Annotated in this window: 11 protein-coding genes; 7 read left to right on the top strand and 4 right to left on the bottom strand. The window is 77.4% G+C overall.

Features of this window, described 5'->3' with window-relative positions:
* Positions 1 to 9: 9 nt before the first annotated feature.
* The 5 genes from C8D89_RS10180 to C8D89_RS10200 all read left to right on the top strand — a co-directional run bounded on the left by C8D89_RS10180 (position 10) and on the right by C8D89_RS10200 (position 7,843).
* A complete protein-coding gene (locus C8D89_RS10180; protein ID WP_165825629.1) occupies positions 10 to 4,149 on the top strand; it encodes a TIGR02680 family protein in 4,140 nt (1,379 codons plus the stop codon).
* Positions 4,146 to 5,615, top strand: a complete 1,470-nt coding sequence (locus C8D89_RS10185) for a TIGR02677 family protein (protein WP_243417996.1) — start codon at positions 4,146 to 4,148, stop codon at positions 5,613 to 5,615. The genes C8D89_RS10180 and C8D89_RS10185 overlap by 4 nt, the downstream gene beginning before the upstream one ends.
* 106 nt (positions 5,616 to 5,721) lie before the next feature.
* Positions 5,722 to 6,882: a TIGR02678 family protein gene (locus C8D89_RS10190; RefSeq protein WP_116707999.1), complete on the top strand. Its 1,161-nt coding sequence runs from the start codon at positions 5,722 to 5,724 to the stop codon at positions 6,880 to 6,882.
* A gap of 105 nt (positions 6,883 to 6,987) precedes the next feature.
* Positions 6,988 to 7,386 carry an ArsR/SmtB family transcription factor gene (locus tag C8D89_RS10195; protein WP_116708000.1) on the top strand — a complete coding sequence of 133 codons (399 nt, stop codon included), beginning with the start codon at positions 6,988 to 6,990 and terminating at the stop codon, positions 7,384 to 7,386.
* Positions 7,367 to 7,843, top strand: a complete 477-nt coding sequence (locus C8D89_RS10200; protein WP_116708001.1) for an SRPBCC domain-containing protein — start codon at positions 7,367 to 7,369, stop codon at positions 7,841 to 7,843. The genes C8D89_RS10195 and C8D89_RS10200 overlap by 20 nt, the downstream gene beginning before the upstream one ends.
* On the opposite strand, the gene C8D89_RS10205 is transcribed toward C8D89_RS10200, so the two are convergent.
* Positions 7,834 to 8,583, bottom strand: a complete 750-nt coding sequence (locus C8D89_RS10205) for an EI24 domain-containing protein (RefSeq protein ID WP_116708002.1) — start codon at positions 8,581 to 8,583, stop codon at positions 7,834 to 7,836. The two genes, C8D89_RS10200 and C8D89_RS10205, sit on opposite strands and share 10 nt — an antisense overlap.
* A 134-nt stretch (positions 8,584 to 8,717) precedes the next feature.
* On the opposite strand from C8D89_RS10205, the gene C8D89_RS10210 reads away from it, so the two are divergent.
* Positions 8,718 to 9,599 carry an ABC transporter substrate-binding protein gene (locus tag C8D89_RS10210; protein WP_116708003.1) on the top strand — a complete coding sequence of 294 codons (882 nt, stop codon included), beginning with the start codon at positions 8,718 to 8,720 and terminating at the stop codon, positions 9,597 to 9,599.
* Here C8D89_RS10210 and soxR read toward each other — a convergent pair.
* The 3 genes from soxR to C8D89_RS30165 are packed head-to-tail and all read right to left on the bottom strand — an operon-like array spanning position 9,592 to position 11,664.
* Positions 9,592 to 10,047, bottom strand: coding sequence for a redox-sensitive transcriptional activator SoxR (gene soxR, locus C8D89_RS10215; RefSeq protein WP_116708004.1), 456 nt, complete (start codon positions 10,045 to 10,047; stop codon positions 9,592 to 9,594). The two genes, C8D89_RS10210 and soxR, sit on opposite strands and share 8 nt — an antisense overlap.
* Positions 10,048 to 10,076: 29 nt before the next feature.
* A complete protein-coding gene (locus C8D89_RS10220) occupies positions 10,077 to 10,469 on the bottom strand; it encodes a hypothetical protein (protein WP_116708005.1) in 393 nt (130 codons plus the stop codon).
* 4 nt (positions 10,470 to 10,473) lie between these two features.
* Positions 10,474 to 11,664: a DUF2786 domain-containing protein gene (locus C8D89_RS30165; RefSeq protein WP_116708006.1), complete on the bottom strand. Its 1,191-nt coding sequence runs from the start codon at positions 11,662 to 11,664 to the stop codon at positions 10,474 to 10,476.
* 149 nt (positions 11,665 to 11,813) lie between these two features.
* Here C8D89_RS30165 and C8D89_RS10230 point away from each other — a divergent pair, with 149 nt between their 5' ends.
* Positions 11,814 to 16,400: an AAA domain-containing protein gene (locus tag C8D89_RS10230; protein ID WP_116708007.1), complete on the top strand. Its 4,587-nt coding sequence runs from the start codon at positions 11,814 to 11,816 to the stop codon at positions 16,398 to 16,400.
* The last annotated feature ends 7 nt before the right edge of the window (positions 16,401 to 16,407 follow it).

The raw sequence follows: 16,407 nt of genomic DNA on the forward strand, positions 1-16,407 counted from the left end.
CTCGTCCGGGTGCCGGGGGACGATCACCGTGACGATCAGCCGCGCTGGAAGCCCTCCCGCGCCGGCATCCTGAACGTCTACCAGTACCAGGACGAGGTGCTGGAGTTCGCCGACGGACGCCTGCTCCTGCGGGGGGTCAACGGGTCGGGCAAGTCGACGGCGATGAACATGCTGCTGCCGTTCCTGCTCGAGGCCGACGTCCGCAAGATCGATGCGGCGGGCGAGCAGCGCGGCGTCCTGCGCAGCTGGATGCTCTCGGACCACGACGACACCCAGCGCACCGGCTACCTGTGGATCGAGTTCGAGAAGGCCGGCGAGTACCGGACGGTCGGCTGCGGCATCCGGGCCAACCGCAGCACCGACCGCGTCGCGGTCTGGTGGTTCTCCACCGACCGCCGGGTCCGCGTCGACCTGCGCCTCACCGAGACCGACGTCCCGTTCTCGGCCGACGTGCTGCGCTCCGAGCTGGGCACGCGCGGGCAGGTGTTCACGTCGACCGCCGAGTACCGCGCCGAGGTCGCCCGCCGCTTCTTCGGCGGCGTCGATCCGGGCGCGTACTTCCGGCTGCTGCACCAGGTGCGCAATCCCCGCGTCGGCGACCGGATCGACACCGACCTGCCCCGCACCCTGCGCGAGGCGCTGCCACCGGTGCCCGAGGACGCGGTGCACGACGCCGCGCAGCCGCTCGAGGACCTCGAGGACCACCGCCGCAACGTCACCGACCTCGCCCGCACCGTCGAGGCCCTCGACGGCGCGATCGAGACCTACACCGACTACGCGCGCCGCGTGCTGGCCGCGGCGGTCGACGACACCGCGGGCGCGGTCGACGCCGCCCGGAAGGCCGGCACGAGACTCGACCGTGACCGCGCCGGGGTCGACAAGGCCGCTGCGGCCCGGGACGCGGCGACGCGGACGGCCGCGGAGCTCGCCGACGACCACGCCGCCGCCACCGCCGAGCGTGCCGGGCTCGCCGCGTTGCCGGAGTACACCGCCCACGCCGACCTCGTGCGTCGCCGCGACGAGCTGGGTCGCGCCGACACCCACGTCGCCACCCTCGACGGCCACCGGGCGCGGGCCCGCGAGCGGGTCACGGCCGCGGCCGCGACGGTGGCCGCCGCGCGCGGCCAGCTCGACTCGGACCTCGCCGGCGTCGCGGACCAGCTCCGCGCGGTGGCGGTCGCCGCCCGCGCCGCCTCTGCGCCGTCGGTCGCCGCGCGTCTGCCCGAGCCGCCCGTCCCGGCCACCGAGCCCCGCCGCGACGAGGCCGGGGAGACCACCGTCGACGTCCCGCAGGACCTGGACGACGACCCGATCGGGGACCTCGCCGCGGCCCTGGCCCCCGTTGCCGACGCCCTCCGCGCGCACCGCACGACCGTGCGGGAGGTCGCGGAGCGCGCCCGCGGCGCCCACCGCGCGACCGAGGCCGCCGACGCCGCGGACACCGCCGCCGGCGACGCGCTCGCCGCGCACGAGGCCGCCCGCGAGCAGGCCGCCACCGCGCGCCGCGCCGCCCGGGCCGCCGCGGACGACCACGCCGCCGGTGTCGGCACCTGGGCCCGCCGGCTCGCCGACCACGCCGCCGCCGCGCCGCCCGCCGAACCCGGAGGCGCGGCGGGCTGGCTCGCGGCGCCCACGGCCGAGGACGAGGACGAGGCCGAGGACGACGACCTGCGCCGCGCCGCCGACGCCCGCCGGAGCCGCGCGCGGCACGCGGCCGAGGAGGTCACCGGCGCCCTGACCGCCGCCCGCACCCGCGCCACCACCCACGTCTCCGCGATCGACGAGGAGCTGGCCGGCCTGCGCGCCGAGCACGCCCGGGTCGAGGCCGCCGCTGAGCTGCCGCTGCCGCGGGCGTCGTGGCACACCGACGACGACGTCGCCGACGGCGTCCGGCTGGCCTCGCTCGTGGACTTCCGCGAGCACCTCGACGCCGCCGAGCGCGCCGGACTCGAGGCCGCACTGGAGGCGTCGGGGCTGCTCGCGGCGCGGGTCGACGGGGACGGGACGCTCCGGTCCGGGGATCTCGTCGTCGGCTCCGGGACCCCGGCCGGCGGCCCGGTCCTGGACACCCTGCTCGTGCCCGTCGACACCGGCGCCGTGCCGGTGGCGGCGGTGGCGGGGGTGCTGGCCGCGGTGGGCACCGCCTCGGGTCCCGTCTGGGTCGCGACCGACGGCACGTTCGGCGCCGGCCCGCTGCGCGGCCGGCACACCAAGCCGGCCGCCGAGCACGTCGGCGCCGGGGCGCGCGCCCGGTCCCGGGCGCGCCGGCTCGCCGAGCTCGTCGCCGCCATCGAGGAGGCGCAGGCCCGGCGCGACGCGGCCGAGGAGGTCGCGGACGGGCTGGACGCGCAGGCCGCGGGCCTGCGCCGGCTCGTCGCCGAGCTGCCCGGCACGCGCGGGGTCGAGGACGCCGACGCCGCCGCGACGGGCGCCGTCCGCTACGCCGAGGGCGCCGAGGCCCGGCACCGCGAGCTCGCGGCCGCGGCCAGCGACGCCCGCCGGCGCGCCGACGACGCCTGGGCGACCCTGTCGCGCACGGCCTCCGAGGCGGGCGTCCCCACCGACCCGGACCGGTTGGACGGCCTGCTCGAGGCGCTCGCCGACGCCGAGCGCGCGCTCGCGGCGCTGGACTCCGCGCGGGACCGCGTCACCCGCACCGCGCGATCGTGGCGCGAGGCCGTCGCGACCTGGGAACGCGACGCGGCCGACCACACCGCGGCCGTGGGCGAGCACCGCGCCGCCGCGTCCCACGCCGCGGCGGTGCGTACCGAGCTCATGACGATCGAGGAGTCGCTCGGCGAGGAGCCGGCCAAGGTCGCCGCGCGCGTCACCGAGCTCGACGAGCGTCTGCGGGAGGTGGCCGGGCGGCTCGAGGGTGCGCGCGAGCAGCAGACCGCGGCGGCGGTGGCGCTGTCGAAGGCCGAGATGACGCTGGAGGGGACCCGCCGGGCCCTCGACGAGGAGCGGCAGGCCGCGCGGGCGGCCCGGGCGCGGCTCGCCGAAGCCGCGGCGGTGCCGGGGCTGTTGCAGGCCGCGGAGCGGGACGCTGTCGAGGACGCTGCCGGGAACGCTGGCGGGAACGCTGCCGAGGACGACGCCGGGTCCGTCCCCGAACCGTTGCCCGCGGTGCCCGACACGGTCGAGGGCGCCGAGGAGCTCGTCGCCGCGCTGCGCGACCGGCTGCCCGCACCGCGGCGCGCGGTGAGCGAGGACGCGCTGGAGAAGGCCTTGCGCACGGCGCGCGACGAGCTCGCCAGCGGGTGGGACATCGAGAGCCGCCGGGGCGCGGACGGCATGCCGCTCGCGGTGCACGTCAGCGGGCCGTCACGGGCCGTGCTCGCCCAGATGGTGCACCGCGTCGCGGTGCAGCGGCGTCGCGCGACCAGCCTCCTCTCGGCCCAGCAGGACCAGGCGCTGCGCAACCTCCTGCACGGCCGCATCGCCCGCGAGGTCGCCGACGCCCTGTTCTCCGCGCGCGAGCTCGTCGACCGGATGAACCGCATCCTGGGCGGGATCACGTCGAGCCAGGGCATCGGCGTGCGGCTCGAGTGGCGCGCCCGCGGCGACCTGGACCCGTCGACGGCGACGGCGTTGAAGCTCCTGGGGGTGCACCCGGACCGGCGCTCGGCGGACGAGGACGACCAGGTCCGCGAGGCGGTGAAGGCGCTCGTCGAGCAGGCCCGGCTCCGCGACCCCGAGGCGTCGTACCGCAGCGTCATCGCCGAGGTGCTCGACTACCGGACCTGGCACGAGATGCGGATCTACCTGCGGCGGCCGGGGCGGTCCGACGAGCTGCTCACGCGGCGCACGACGCTCTCGGAGGGCGAGAAGAAGCTGGTCACGGTGCTGCCCATGGCCGCGGCCGCGGCGGCGAGCGCGGCGGCCCACGACCCGCACGGGGTCGGCGCGCCGCGGCTCGTGCTGCTCGACGACGCGTTCGCCAAGGTCAGCGAGGACAACCACGCCAAGCTCTTCGGGCTGCTCGTCGACCTCGACGTCGACTTCGTCGTCACCTCCGAACGGCTGTGGGGCACGCACCCGACCGTCCCGGCGCTGGCGATCACCGAAGTGCTGCGCGACCCGGAGCTGCGCGCCATCGCGCTCGTGCACTACCGGTGGGACGGGGCGTCGCTGGAGGTGACGGCGTGACTGTCCCGGGCTCCGGTGTCCGGACCTCCGTCTTCGCCTACGTGACCGAGTCACCGGAGTACCGGGCGATCCTGTCGGTGTTCGCCGGCACGTTCTTCGCCGAGCTCACCCCGGCCGAGGTCACCGCGCGGCTGGACACGGATCTCGACGAGGCCACGGTGACCGCGCGGCTGGAGGCGCTGCGCGGCTGGGGCAACCTCGAGGTCTCGGCGTCGGTGGGCCAGGTCGGGACCGTCGAGGACTACTACCGCCGGCGCAACCGCTACCTGATCACCCGTGTCGGCCAGGAGGTGCACGACCTCGTCGAGGGCGTGCTCTCGCAGGTCGACGACGTCCGTGACGTCTCGCTCGGGCGGCTCGACCAGGTGCGGGCGGGGCTCGAGGCGCTGGTCGCGCTGGATGCCGGGTCGGCGCCTCCCGACCGGCTGGCCGAGGCCGTCCGCGCGGTGTTCGACCCGCACGTCGCCTTCTCGGCGGAGATCACGCAGTTCTTCGCGGCGATCAATCAGTGGCAGTCGCGCTTCGACCTCGACGAGGACGAGTTCGCGTTCTTCTCCGAGGTGCTCGTGGGCTACGTCGGCGAGCGGCTGGAGGCGCTGCGGCGGCGGGCCCGGCCGGTGGCCGCGTTGTTGGAGGAGGTGCTGCCGCGGGTCCCGGTGATCGTCGACCGGGCGGCGGACGGGCTGGCGGCGCGGGTGGCGGCCGCGGGGCTGGCGTCGGTGCGCGTGCGCCGGGAGCCCGGTGGTTCGCGGGCCGACTGGGACAACCTCGCGTCGTGGTTCGTGGGCGCACCCGGGCGGCCGAGCCGCGTCCAGGTCCTCGAGCGCGACGCCGTCGACGCCGTCCGGACGCTGACCCAGAACCTCACGCGGTTGTCGCGCACCGGGACCGCGGGGGCATCGCGGCGCGCGGACTACCTGCGCCTGGCGCTGTTCTTCGACCGCGGGGACCCCGCTGCGGCCCACGAGCTCGCCGCCGCGGCGTTCGGGCTCTCGGGCGCCCGGCACCTCGGGGGCGCGGGCGGCGACGACACCGACCCCGTCGACGCGGCGGTGTCGTGGTGGGACGCCCCGACCGCGCAGGTCCCGATCAGCCTGCGCGAGCGCGGCGACACCACCAGCCGCGGGCGCACCAGCCGCGTGCAGGACCGCAGCCAGGAGCGTCGCCACCTGCTGGCCCGCCGCGCCGAGGCCGAGAAGCGGGCGGCCGCGGCGCGCGCGGAGCTGCTCGAGGTCGGCGCCGCCGGGTTCGACGTGCGCCTGTCGGAGCCGGCGTTGCGGGAGCTGCAGCGCGTGCTCGCCCGGGCCGTCGCCGACCTGGGGCCGGCGGCCGGGTCGGGCACGGTGGCGCTCGACGGGGTGCGGTGCACGGTGACCCGCGCGCCCGGCGAGTGCGTCGTCGTCCCCACCCACGCCGGCGCCCTGCGCGTCCGCGACCTGACCCTGACCGTGGAGCCGGCGGCGTGAGGGCACGCGGTGGCGCAGCGAACGCCCTATCGGCGTGCTCCCTTGAACTCGCTGCTTCCAGGCGTACGAGATACCCGTTCGCTGCCGTCCACATCGGGGCCGCCCGGTGACCGCGCCGCGGAGCGACCCGCAGCGCGACGGCGAGCTGGTCGCCGCGACGCGGGCGCTGCTGACCCGGCCGTGGCGCACCGCGGAGCAGGACCCCGAGATCGTCGCGCTGGTCCGCCGGCACGCCGACGCGCTCGACGCGTGGTTCACCCAGGAGCTGAACTACCGGCTGGTCGTCACGGCCGACACCGTGCGGCTGGTCAAGGTCGGCCACGTCCCCGCCGACCGGCCGCTGCGCACGATCGCCACGACGCCGCGGGCGTTCACGCCGGCGGAGTACACCGCACTGGCGCTGGTCCTGGCGGCCACCACGTCGGGGCCCGAGCGGACGAGCCTGCGCGACCTGATCAACGCCGTGCACTCCGCCGCGGCCGAGGCGGGGATCGTCATGGACACCGACACGGCGTCGCGGCGGGCGCTGGTCACGGCGCTGCGGTGGCTGATCGCGCACGGGATGGTGCGCGAGCTCGACCGCCGCGTGGGGCTCTACGAGCACGACGCCGACGCCGACGCGCTGCTCGAGGTCCGCAACGACCGGATGGCGCTGCTCCCGACCGGCGCGGTGGCCGGGGCCGAGTCGGCCGCCGACCTGCTCGGCCGCGCCCGCGCGCGGGGCTCGACGTCGACGGCGGCACGGCGGCGGCTGGTCGAGGACCCGGTGGTCTACGCCGACGACCTCGAGCCCCCGCGGTTCGCCGAGCTGCGCCGCCACGTGGGCGACGAGGCCCGGCGGATCGAGGCGCGCACGGGGCTGGTCGTCGAGGCCCGCGCCGAGGGGTTCGCCGCGCTCGACGTCGACGGCGGCTGCTCCGACGTCGCGTTCCCCGGTGGTGGCACGGTCGCACACGCGGCGTTGCTGCTGGTCAGCGAGCTCGTGTACCAGTTCCGGCCCGCCGAGGACCCGGAGCCGATCCCCTGGCCATCGGTGCGCGACGTGCTCGCGGAGCTGGTCGCGGAGTACGGGCGGTACTGGTCCAAGGCCGCGATCGCCGATGCCGAGCGCTTCGCCGCCGACGTGGTGGGTCTGCTCGAGACGATGCGCCTCGTCGTCCGCGAGACCGAGGGCTCCCTGCGCGTCCTGCCCGCCGCGGCCCGCTACGCGCCGGCGGTCACCGTGGCCGACAGTGACGACGAGGACGTGCAGCCGACCCTGCTGTGAGGTGTCAGCCGTGGGCCACCGCAGACACTCGACGTCCGCAACGCCACACGCTCGTTACGACGTGTAGCTGGACGGTTAATGAAGAGTCTGGTTACATGACTGGCTGTGTTCCCCGCCGACGCGCTCGCCGACCCGGTCCGCCGGGCCATCGTCGAGCGCCTCGCGGACGGCGAGGTCGGGGCGGGGGAGATCGCCGCAGCGTTCCCGATCAGCCGGCCGGCGATCAGCCGCCACCTGCGCGTGCTGCGCGAGGCGGGCCTCGTCCGGTCGCGAGTGGCGGGGCAGCAGCGCATCTACGCGCTCGACCGCCGCCCGCTGGCCGAGCTGGACGCCTGGCTCGAGCGCTTCCGCCCGCTGCCGGTGACCCCGAGCGCTCCGCCCGGACCCGCGGGCCGGCTGGACGCGCTCGACACCGAGATGCACCGCGGCCGGCGTGCCCGCCGCGCCCGAGACCACGGAGACCACGGAGACCAGGGAGACCGCGATGACCGCTCCGCCGGCTGAGACCCGCACCGACCCCGACGGCACCACCACGCTGGTCTGGCGTCGCCCTTATCCCGACCCCGTCGAGGACGTGTGGGCCGCGATCACCGACTCCGAGCGTCTCGGGCGCTGGATCGGCACGTGGACCGGCGAGCCGCGGGTCGGCGGCACGGTCGCGTTCACCATGACCGGCGAGGTCGACGCCGGCGGCGAGGTCGCCGAGCCCGTCGACGTGCGCATCCTCGCCTGCGACCCGCCGCATCACCTCGCCGTCGAGATGCCCGAGTCCGACGAGCGCTCGTGGCACCTCGATCTGAGCGTCGAGCCCGACGACCGTGGCGCCGTGCTCGTCTTCGCCCAGCGCCTCGCCGGTGGCCTGCGGCGCGAGGACGTCGAGGCCGGCTGGCGCTGGTACCTCGACCGCCTCGAGGCGTCCCTGCACGGCGAGCCCATGCCCGACTGGGACGCCTACGCCTGAATCCGTGTCGGCTCCCCGCGCAGCTCCCGGGCGAGCAGGGTCGCCGCGGCGGATCCGGCCGGGATGGCGAGGATCGCGACGAGCGGGATCGCGGCGAGCAGATAGGTCGGTGTTCCGACGCCCCAGGTCAGGCCGCGGCGGGTGCGCAGGAGCCGTCGACGGTCGCGCATCGCGAGCCCGCGACGCTGCAGGGCGGGCGCGCTGAGCTCGATCATCAGCAGGCGCCCGCCCACCAGCGCCGCCGCGACGGGCGCGAGCACCGGGCCGACCACGGGCACCAGCCCCAGCACGAACAGCGGGACGGCCGCGAGGACGGAGAGCCCGATGAGGATCGACCCGTCGCGCACGCCCCGCGCGATCGCCCGGGCCCAGGAGCTCGGCGGGGCGGGCGGCGCGCCCAGGTCGTCGTCGACGATCTCGGCGAGCTTCTCGTAGAACGGTCCGCCGACCGCCAGGGTCACGGCCACGAACGTCACCACGGCGACCGCCGCGGCCGCCCCCACGATCGCCGCGCCGGCGGCCACGCGCGCCGTGGTCCGCGCGCCCTCCGACCATGTCTCGGCGAACGGCGTCAGACCTGCCGCGAGGTCGGGCAGCCACGCCATCAGCGTCGCGAGCGCGGCGACATAGAGCACCGAGACGATCAGCGCCGGCACCGCCCCGAGCAGCAGCAGCCGCGGCGAGCGGAACACCGTCACCGCCCCGCGCACGAACAGGCCCAGTCCCTGCACGACCTCCATGTGCGCGATCTTCGCGGCTGTACCCGTGAAATCCACGCACGAGGGAGGGGTGGGCTCACGTCCGCGTGAGGAGCAAGAAGTGCTGGAGCACTTCGATGTGCTCACGTGCGCGAAGCGCACCTAAGGTCGGGCCCGTGCGGATCGCGTCGTTGCTGCCCGCGGCCACGGAGATCGTCGGGGCGTTGGGGCTGGTCAACGACCTGGTCGCCGTGACCTTCGAGTGCGACCGGCCCGACGTCCGGGCCACGCGCCCCGTGGTCGTCGACAGCGCGCTGCCGGCCGGGCTGGGGCCCGCGGAGATCGACGCGATCGTCCGCGACCGGGCCGCGCGCGGCCTGCCGCAGTACACCCTCGACCGCGACGCGCTGCGTGACGCCGCCCCGGGGCTCGTGCTCACCCAGGACCTGTGCCGCGTGTGCGCGCTGCCCGAGTCGACGGTCGCCGAGGCCCTCGACGAGCTCGGGCTCGACGCCGCCGTGCTCACCGTCGACCCGCACACCCTCGACGACGTGCTCGACGCGATCGAGGCCGTGGCCCGGGCGGCCGGGGCGGACGACGCCGGGGCCGCGCTGGTCGGCGACCTCCGGCAACGCCTGCAGGCGATCGACGGGGCCCTGGCGGGACGGCGACGCCCCCGCGTCCTCGCCCTCGAGTGGACCGACCCGCCCTACCGGCCCGGGCACTGGGTGCCCGCGATGGTCCGGCGCGCGGGCGGCGAGCCCCTGGCCGGCGTGGACGGTGGGCGCAGCGTCGCGACGACCTGGGACGACGCCCGCGCCCAGCAGCCGGACGTCGTCCTCGTCGCCCCGTGCGGCTTCGGGCTGGACGACGCGATCGCGCAGGCCGAGGAGGTCCGCCGGCGGATGGCCGGCGTCCCGCTGCTCGCGATCGACTCCGCCTCCTACGTGGTCCGCGCCGGGCCGCGGCTCGTCGACGGGATCGAGGCGATCGCCCACGCCCTGCACCCCGACGCCCTCCCGGCGCCGCCGCCCGGGCGGATCACCGTGCTCAGCTGACCAGCCGCCGCGGCCCCGGCCCGTCGGCGGCGAGCCGGTCGTGAGGGTTGACCAGCCCGCACCTGTCGATCGACAGGCACCCGCAGCCGATGCAGCCGGTGAAGTCGTCGCGCAGCTGCTGGAGGCGGCGGATGCGGTCGTCGAGCTCGGCGCGCCACTGCTCCGAGAGCCGCTCCCAGTCCTTCCGGGTGGGCGTGCGCCCGTCGGGCAGGGCCTCGAGCGCCGCCCGGATCTCCGCCAGCGGGATCCCGACCCGCTGCGCGATCCGGATGAACGACAGCCGTCGCAGCACCTCGCGGCGGAACCGGCGCTGGTTGCCGGCGGTGCGGCGACTCGTGATGAGGCCCTCGCGCTCGTAGAAGTGCAGCGCCGACACGGGCACGCCGCTGCGCGCGGCGACCTCGCCGACCGAGAGCTCCTGGCCGGGGTGGGGTCGGGTCTCGCTCATGCCGACGACGCTAGAACCTCGACAATGGTTCAGGTCAAGGACGCGAGCAATCGCACCGTGGCCACCGCGGCCTCCTCGGTGCGCAGGCCCTCACGGTCGGCCCACGACGTCACGCTGCCGCCGCGGGCCAGCTCGGCGGCGAGCCCGGCCTTGCCGGCGGGCACCGGCACCTCGGCCGTGACCACGTCGCACGCGTCCAGCACCCGCTCGCGGCGGCGCGCGAGGTGCTCGACCAGCACGTGGCGCAGCTCGGTGAGCGCGGCCTCGTCGCCGGCGGCGAGGTCGGCGGCCGTGCTGCGCAGCACGCCCTGCAGCGCCTCCGGCGCCAGCCCCGGGTCGGTGAGCGCGGACGCGGGTGCGTGCCCGCGCTTCGCGTCGCGACGCCGCTGCTTGGCGGCGCGTCGCTCGCGGTTGCCGGGCACGGGCTCATCCTCGCGCCTGCCCCTGCGCGAGCGCGTCACGCCCCGGAGTGAGGCTGGCGGCGTCGGCCGCGGCGCGCCCGGCGGCCCAGCCGGCGCCGTTGCCGACGCTGAACCGGCGCTTCGTGACGCGGGGGAACAGCTCGTCGACCGTGCGCTCGACGACCTCCGCCCGCGCGGCGAGCACCGGCAGCAGGCCTTCGCCCAGCTCCGCGCGGGCGTGCGCCTGCGCCTCGTGCGCCGCGGCGGTGAGCCGTTCGCCGATGCGCGTGGCGTAGGCCAGCAGGAACGCGTGGCGGAACGAGCGCGTGCGTGAGCGGGGCACCGACCCGTCCTCGGCCGCGAGCATCGCGCGTCCCGCCTGCACCAGCAGGGACGTGACCAGCAGCTCCACGGTGGCGAGGTCGGCGGCGTGCCCGACGACGGTGACCATGTCCAGCGCGTCGAGGCTCACCGCGCGGCACCGGTTGGCGCCCGCCACCTGGTGCACGAGGCTGGACTTGGCCGCGGCGTAGGGCGCGTCGAGCCACAGGCGCCGGGCCGCCGCCCGCGGCGCCGACTCGGCCGGCCCCGCGACCACCGCCTGCTCCAGCGCGTGGCGGCCCATGAGCTCCTGCGCCTTGGCCGAGAGCGCCTCGGCCTCCTCGGGGAACTCGGTGGACTCCGCCTTCGCCAGCAGCGCCCGCACCCGGGCGAGCACCCGCGCGTCGACCCCGTCGGGCGCGCGCGCGTCGTCCCCGAGCCGGGGGAGGGCGGGCAGCGAGTGCAGCAGCGCCACCAGCGCGACCGCGGCGCCCAGCGCGTCGTCGGGGTCGAGCCCCCGCAGCGACGACCACTGCTCGACCAGCGGGACGTCGCGGACCGGGCGGGACGCCCCCAACCCCGCCAGGTCCGCCTCGGTCGCGGCGTCCCCGCGGGGGCGGCGGGCGGCGGCCGCGCCGAGCACGTCGACGGCGAGCACGAGCCGCCCGGCGGGCAGGCGCCGGCGCACCACCTCGGTGACGTCGCGCGGGTCCCACCCGCGGCCTTGCACCACGTCCGCGGCGTCCAGCAGCGCCAGGTCCGCCCCCGCGGCCAGCGCCCGCGAGCTGCCCCAGCGCGTGCGCAGGACGGTCACGACCTGCTGCGCGCGCCCGCCGGTCGTCGCCAGGCCCGTCACGAAGCGCGCGATCTCCCCCGGGTCGTCGGTCCCGCCCATCCGCCCTCCCTCGTCGATCCGTCACGGGGTTCGACGGCCGCCCGCGCCCCACGGTTCCATCGCGCCGCAGGGTGGGCGCGCGCGCCCCGGGTCGGGACGGGATGCGAGGCTGGTCCGCCGGGGGCCGACACGAGCGGGAGGGAGCGAGGGTGGTCGTGCCGCAGGAGCCGCTGAGGATCGCGGCCTTCGACCGGCCGGACGAACACCCCGAGCTCGACCCCGAGCTGCGCGACCGGGTGCAGCGCTTCGTCGGCGTCCTGCGCCGCGTGGCCCTCGCCCGGTCCCGGCCCGTGCGCCACACCCGCCACCACGTCGGCGAGCTGGCCCTGGTCGACGTCACCGACCAGACCGCGGTCCGCCGTCCGCGCGAGGCCGGCGACGAGGTCCTGCGCGCGACGGTCGACCGCCGCGCGACCTTCGACGCGCTGTTCGACCTCATGCGCGCCGCCGCCGACCAGCCCGAGGCCGTCGAGCTGGTGCTGGCCGGCGGGCTGCTACACGCGCCCGACCAGGACGTGCGGGTGCACCTGCTGACCCGACCGGTGCGCATCGAGCACCGCGGCGACGCGATGGTCGTGACCCTCGCCGGCGATGCCACGCAGTGGGAGGACGCCGAGCTCCTCGACGGCACCGGGCTGCTCGACGAGACCGCCGCCGCGCCCGACCCGCCCGCCTCGCCCCTGGACCCCGACCTCGTCGACGCCCTCGCCGCCTGGGCCGACCGGCGGCTGCGGATCGAGCACCGCCGCGGCGACGACTGGATCGGCCCGACCGGCCCCGGGACCGCGCTCGTGCCCGCCCCGGCGATCGTCGCCCGGCGCCGCGGGGCCGCCGCGCTGCGCACGTTCTACGACGCGATGGTCGCCGACCTCGCGGGATCCGGTGCGGGCGACCGGCCCCTGCCCGTCGGCCTGGCCCAGCTCGTCGCCGCGGTCGAGCCCGCCGATCGCGCCGCCTGGCTCGCGCGCACCGGCCACGACGCCCCACCCGTCACCGACCCGCTGTTCCCGCTGCCGGTCGGTGCCGCCCAGGGCCGCATCCTGCAGCGGCTGGGCCGCGACTCGGGCGTCGTCGTCGAGGGCCCGCCGGGCACCGGGAAGACCCACACGATCGCCAACCTGCTCTGCGCGCTGCTCGCCGAGGGCCGCCGGGTGCTCGTGACCAGCGAGAAGGCGCAGGCCCTGCGCGTGCTGCGCGACAAGCTGCCGCCCGGGATGCGCGACCTGTGCATCTCGCCGGTCGAGGGGGACGACGAGCGCGACGGCGCCGGCATCGCCGGGCTCGCCGCGCGCAGCACCGAGTTCGACGCCGACGAGGCCGACCGTGTGATCGCCGAGCTCACCGAGCGCCGCGACGGCCTGCGCGCGGAGCGTGACGCCGCGCTCGACGCCGTCGTCGCCGAGCGCCGCGCCGAGGCGACCGTGCAGCGCGACCTCGGGCCCGGCATGACCGGCACCCGCGCCGAGGTCGCCCGCCGCGTGCGCGCCGGCGCCGAGCGCGACGGCTGGCTCGCCGAGGTCGTCGGCACCGCCGTCTCGTCCGACACCGCCGACCTGCCCCGCGAGCCGCCGCTGTCGACCGCCGAGTTCGCCGAGCTGCGCCGGCTGCTGGCCGCCGAGACGCCCGCCCGCCGCGAGCGCGCGCGCCAGGTGCTGCCCCCGCCGGTGGAGCTGCCGCCGGAGGACCACGTCGCCGACCTGGCCGCCGCCGTCACCCGCGGCCGGGACGCGACGTCGGGCGACGCGGGCGAGGTCGTCGCCGCGCTGGGGAAGCTGCCGGGCGACGCGGCCGCGCACCTGCCGGCGGTCAGCCGCCGGGTCGCCGACGCGCTCGCGGGCCTCGAGGACACCGGCGAGGACTCCGACTGGGCGCACGACGTCGCCGACGCCGTGCTCGCCGGGCGCGCCGGGCACCTGTGGGCGCGCGCGGTGGAGGGCCTGCGTGCCGTCGACACCGTGCTCGACCACGACCGCCGGGCCGGGTCCGCGCAGGTCCGCGTCGACGACGGGGTGGACGCGGCGGCCGCGGCGCCGGCGTTCGAGCGGTTCGCGGCGTTCCTCGCCGACGGCGGCCAGGTGCGGCGGGTGTTCAAGCCCGAGGAACAGAAGGCCGTGGAGCCCTGGCTGGACCGCGTCCACCTGCACGGTGCGGATCCCTCGACGGTGTCCGGCGCGGCGGCGACCGCCCATCACCTGCGGATCCTCGAGATCACCGACCGGCTCTCCGAGGGTTTCGGCCCGCTCGGCCACCCCCTGCGCCGCGCCGAGCACCGCGCCCTGCTCGTCGAGCAGGTCCTGGCGCTCCGCGCGACCTGCCTCGCGGTGGGGGCCGTGCTCACGGCCGCGGTGCAGGTCCGGCGCCTGCTCGCCGCGCTGCCGCCGGCCGAGCGCCCGCGGGTCGACTCGCTCGCCCGGCTGCGGGTGCTCGCCACGCTGACCCTCGACGTCGACGACACCCGCGCGGCCGACCTGGCACGCGCCGAGCTCGACGAGGTGATCGAGCGTGTGGAGGGCGGCGTGCCGCCCGCGCGCCAGGCCCCGGAGCTCGTCGCGGTCCTCGACGCGCTGCGCCGCCGGGACGCCGACGCCTACGCCGCCGCGGTGCTCGCGGTGGAGACCGCGCACGACGAGGCCCGCAGCCAGCGGCGCGCCGACGCGCTCGCGGCCCGGCTGGAGGCGGCCGCGCCCGGCGTCGTGGCGTGGGTGCGCGCGCACGCCGACGAGCCGTGGCCCGAGCGCGAGGAGCGCTTCGAGCGGGCGTGGGCCTTCGCGCGGGCCGCGGCACGGGTCCGGCGGTGGGCGGCGGCGGACGCGGGGCCGGACCGCCTCGCCGACCTCGACGTCGAGCTCTCCCGCGTCACCGCGGAGCTCGCCGCCGCGCGCGCCTGGCGGGCGTGCCTGACCGGGGTGAGCGCCGAGCAGATGCGCGCCCTGCAGAGCCACCGCGCCTCGCTCGCCGCCGTCGGCCGGGGGACGGGCCGGCACGCCGACCGCTACCGCGCCGCCGCCCGCGAGGCCGTGGAGGTCGCCCGCGACGCCGTGCCGGCGTGGGTGATGCCGATCCGTGAGGTGCTCTCGGTCGTGGCGCCGCGTCCCGACGCGTTCGACGTCGTCATCGTCGACGAGGCCAGCCAGGCCGACCTGACCAGCCTGTTCCTGCTCTGGCTCGCGCCGCGGGTGATCGTCGTGGGCGACGACCGGCAGTGCACCCCCGCCGACGTCGGCGTCGGGTCGCTCGAGCCGGCGTTCGCGCGGCTGGAGACCGACCTGCCCGAGGTGCCGTTCTACCTGCGCAGCCAGTTCACGCCGCGGGCCAGCGTGTTCTCGGTGTTCCGCGCGACGTTCGGGCCGCCGATCCGGCTGCGCGAGCACTTCCGCTCGATGCCCGAGATCGTCGGCTGGTCGTCGCGGGAGTTCTACGCGGGTCCCGACGACGCCGGCGTGCACGGCGAGCCGCTGGTGCCGCTGCGCCAGTTCGGCGCCGACCGGCTGCCGCCGCTGCGCGGGACGTACGTGCCGGGCGCGTCGGTGCGGGGGCAGGGGTCGTCGCTGGCGAACGAGGCCGAGGCGGCGGCGCTGGCGGACGCCGTCGCTCGGTGCGCCGCCGATCCGGCCTACGCCGGCGCGACGTTCGGGGTCGTCGTGCTGCAGGGGCACGGGCAGGTCGAGCTGGTCGAGGACCTGCTGCGCGAGCGGCTGGGCGTGGAGCAGTGGGAGGCGCGGCGGCTGCGGGTCGGCGTCGCCGCGGACTTCCAGGGCGACGAGCGCGACGTCGTGTGGCTGTCGATGGTCGTGGCGCCGGGACACCGCGTGGTCTCGCTGACCGCCGAGCGCTACCGCCAGGCGTTCAACGTCGCCGCCTCGCGGGCCCGCGACCAGATGTGGCTGTTCCACTCGGTGCGCGTCGACGAGCTCGGCCCGAACGACCTGCGGCGCAAGCTCCTCGAGCACGTCACCGCGAGCGAACCCGACGGGTCCGCCGGCGCGCCCGAGAACCGTCCGGCGCCCGCGCAGGTCGACCCCGACCACCGGCACCCGGCGTTCGGGAGCCTGTTCGCCCAGCGGGTGTTCGCGCAGCTCTCCGCGCTGGGGTTCGCCGTCGTCCCGCAGGTGGAGGTGCACGGCCGCGCGCTGGACCTCGTCGTCACCGGCGCGACGGGCCGGCTGGCGGTGATCTGCGACGGCGACGAGCAGCGCCGCCCGGTGACCCGCGCCGACGTGGAGGCCGAGCACGACCTGCGCCGGTGCGGGTGGCCGGTGGTGCGCGTGGTGGAGTCGCGCTGGATCCTCGACCCCGACGGCGCGATCGTCCCGGTGCTCGAGGCGGCGACGGCCGCGGGGATCACGCCGTCGGCGCCCACCGGGCCCCTCACCGTCGTCGAGACCGCGCCGTCGGATCGCGCCGAGTACCGGCCGCGCCGTGGGCGCTCGGGCCGCGCGGTGCTGGGCGAGGACGCCCCGGAGACCCTCGACGACCTGGTCGACGACCTCGCCGCGCAGGGCTTCCCGCCCCCGCGGCGCGACGCGCGCGTGCACGACCCCCGCGACGGGACCGTGCTCACCGACGCCGCCGCGCTGTGGCCGACCGGCATCAGCCGCCGCGCCCTCGCCCCGCCCGTGGTGCTCGACCCCGACCTCGCCGCCCCCGCCGGCGAGCGCCTCCGGGCCCTCGGCTACCGGGTCTTCACCTCGATCCCCGACCTCCGCGCGCACCTCGACGCCGCGAGCGAGGGCTGAGCACAGC

The sequence above is a fragment of the Actinomycetospora cinnamomea genome (assembly GCF_003096675.1).
Taxonomy (GTDB): domain Bacteria; phylum Actinomycetota; class Actinomycetes; order Mycobacteriales; family Pseudonocardiaceae; genus Actinomycetospora; species Actinomycetospora cinnamomea.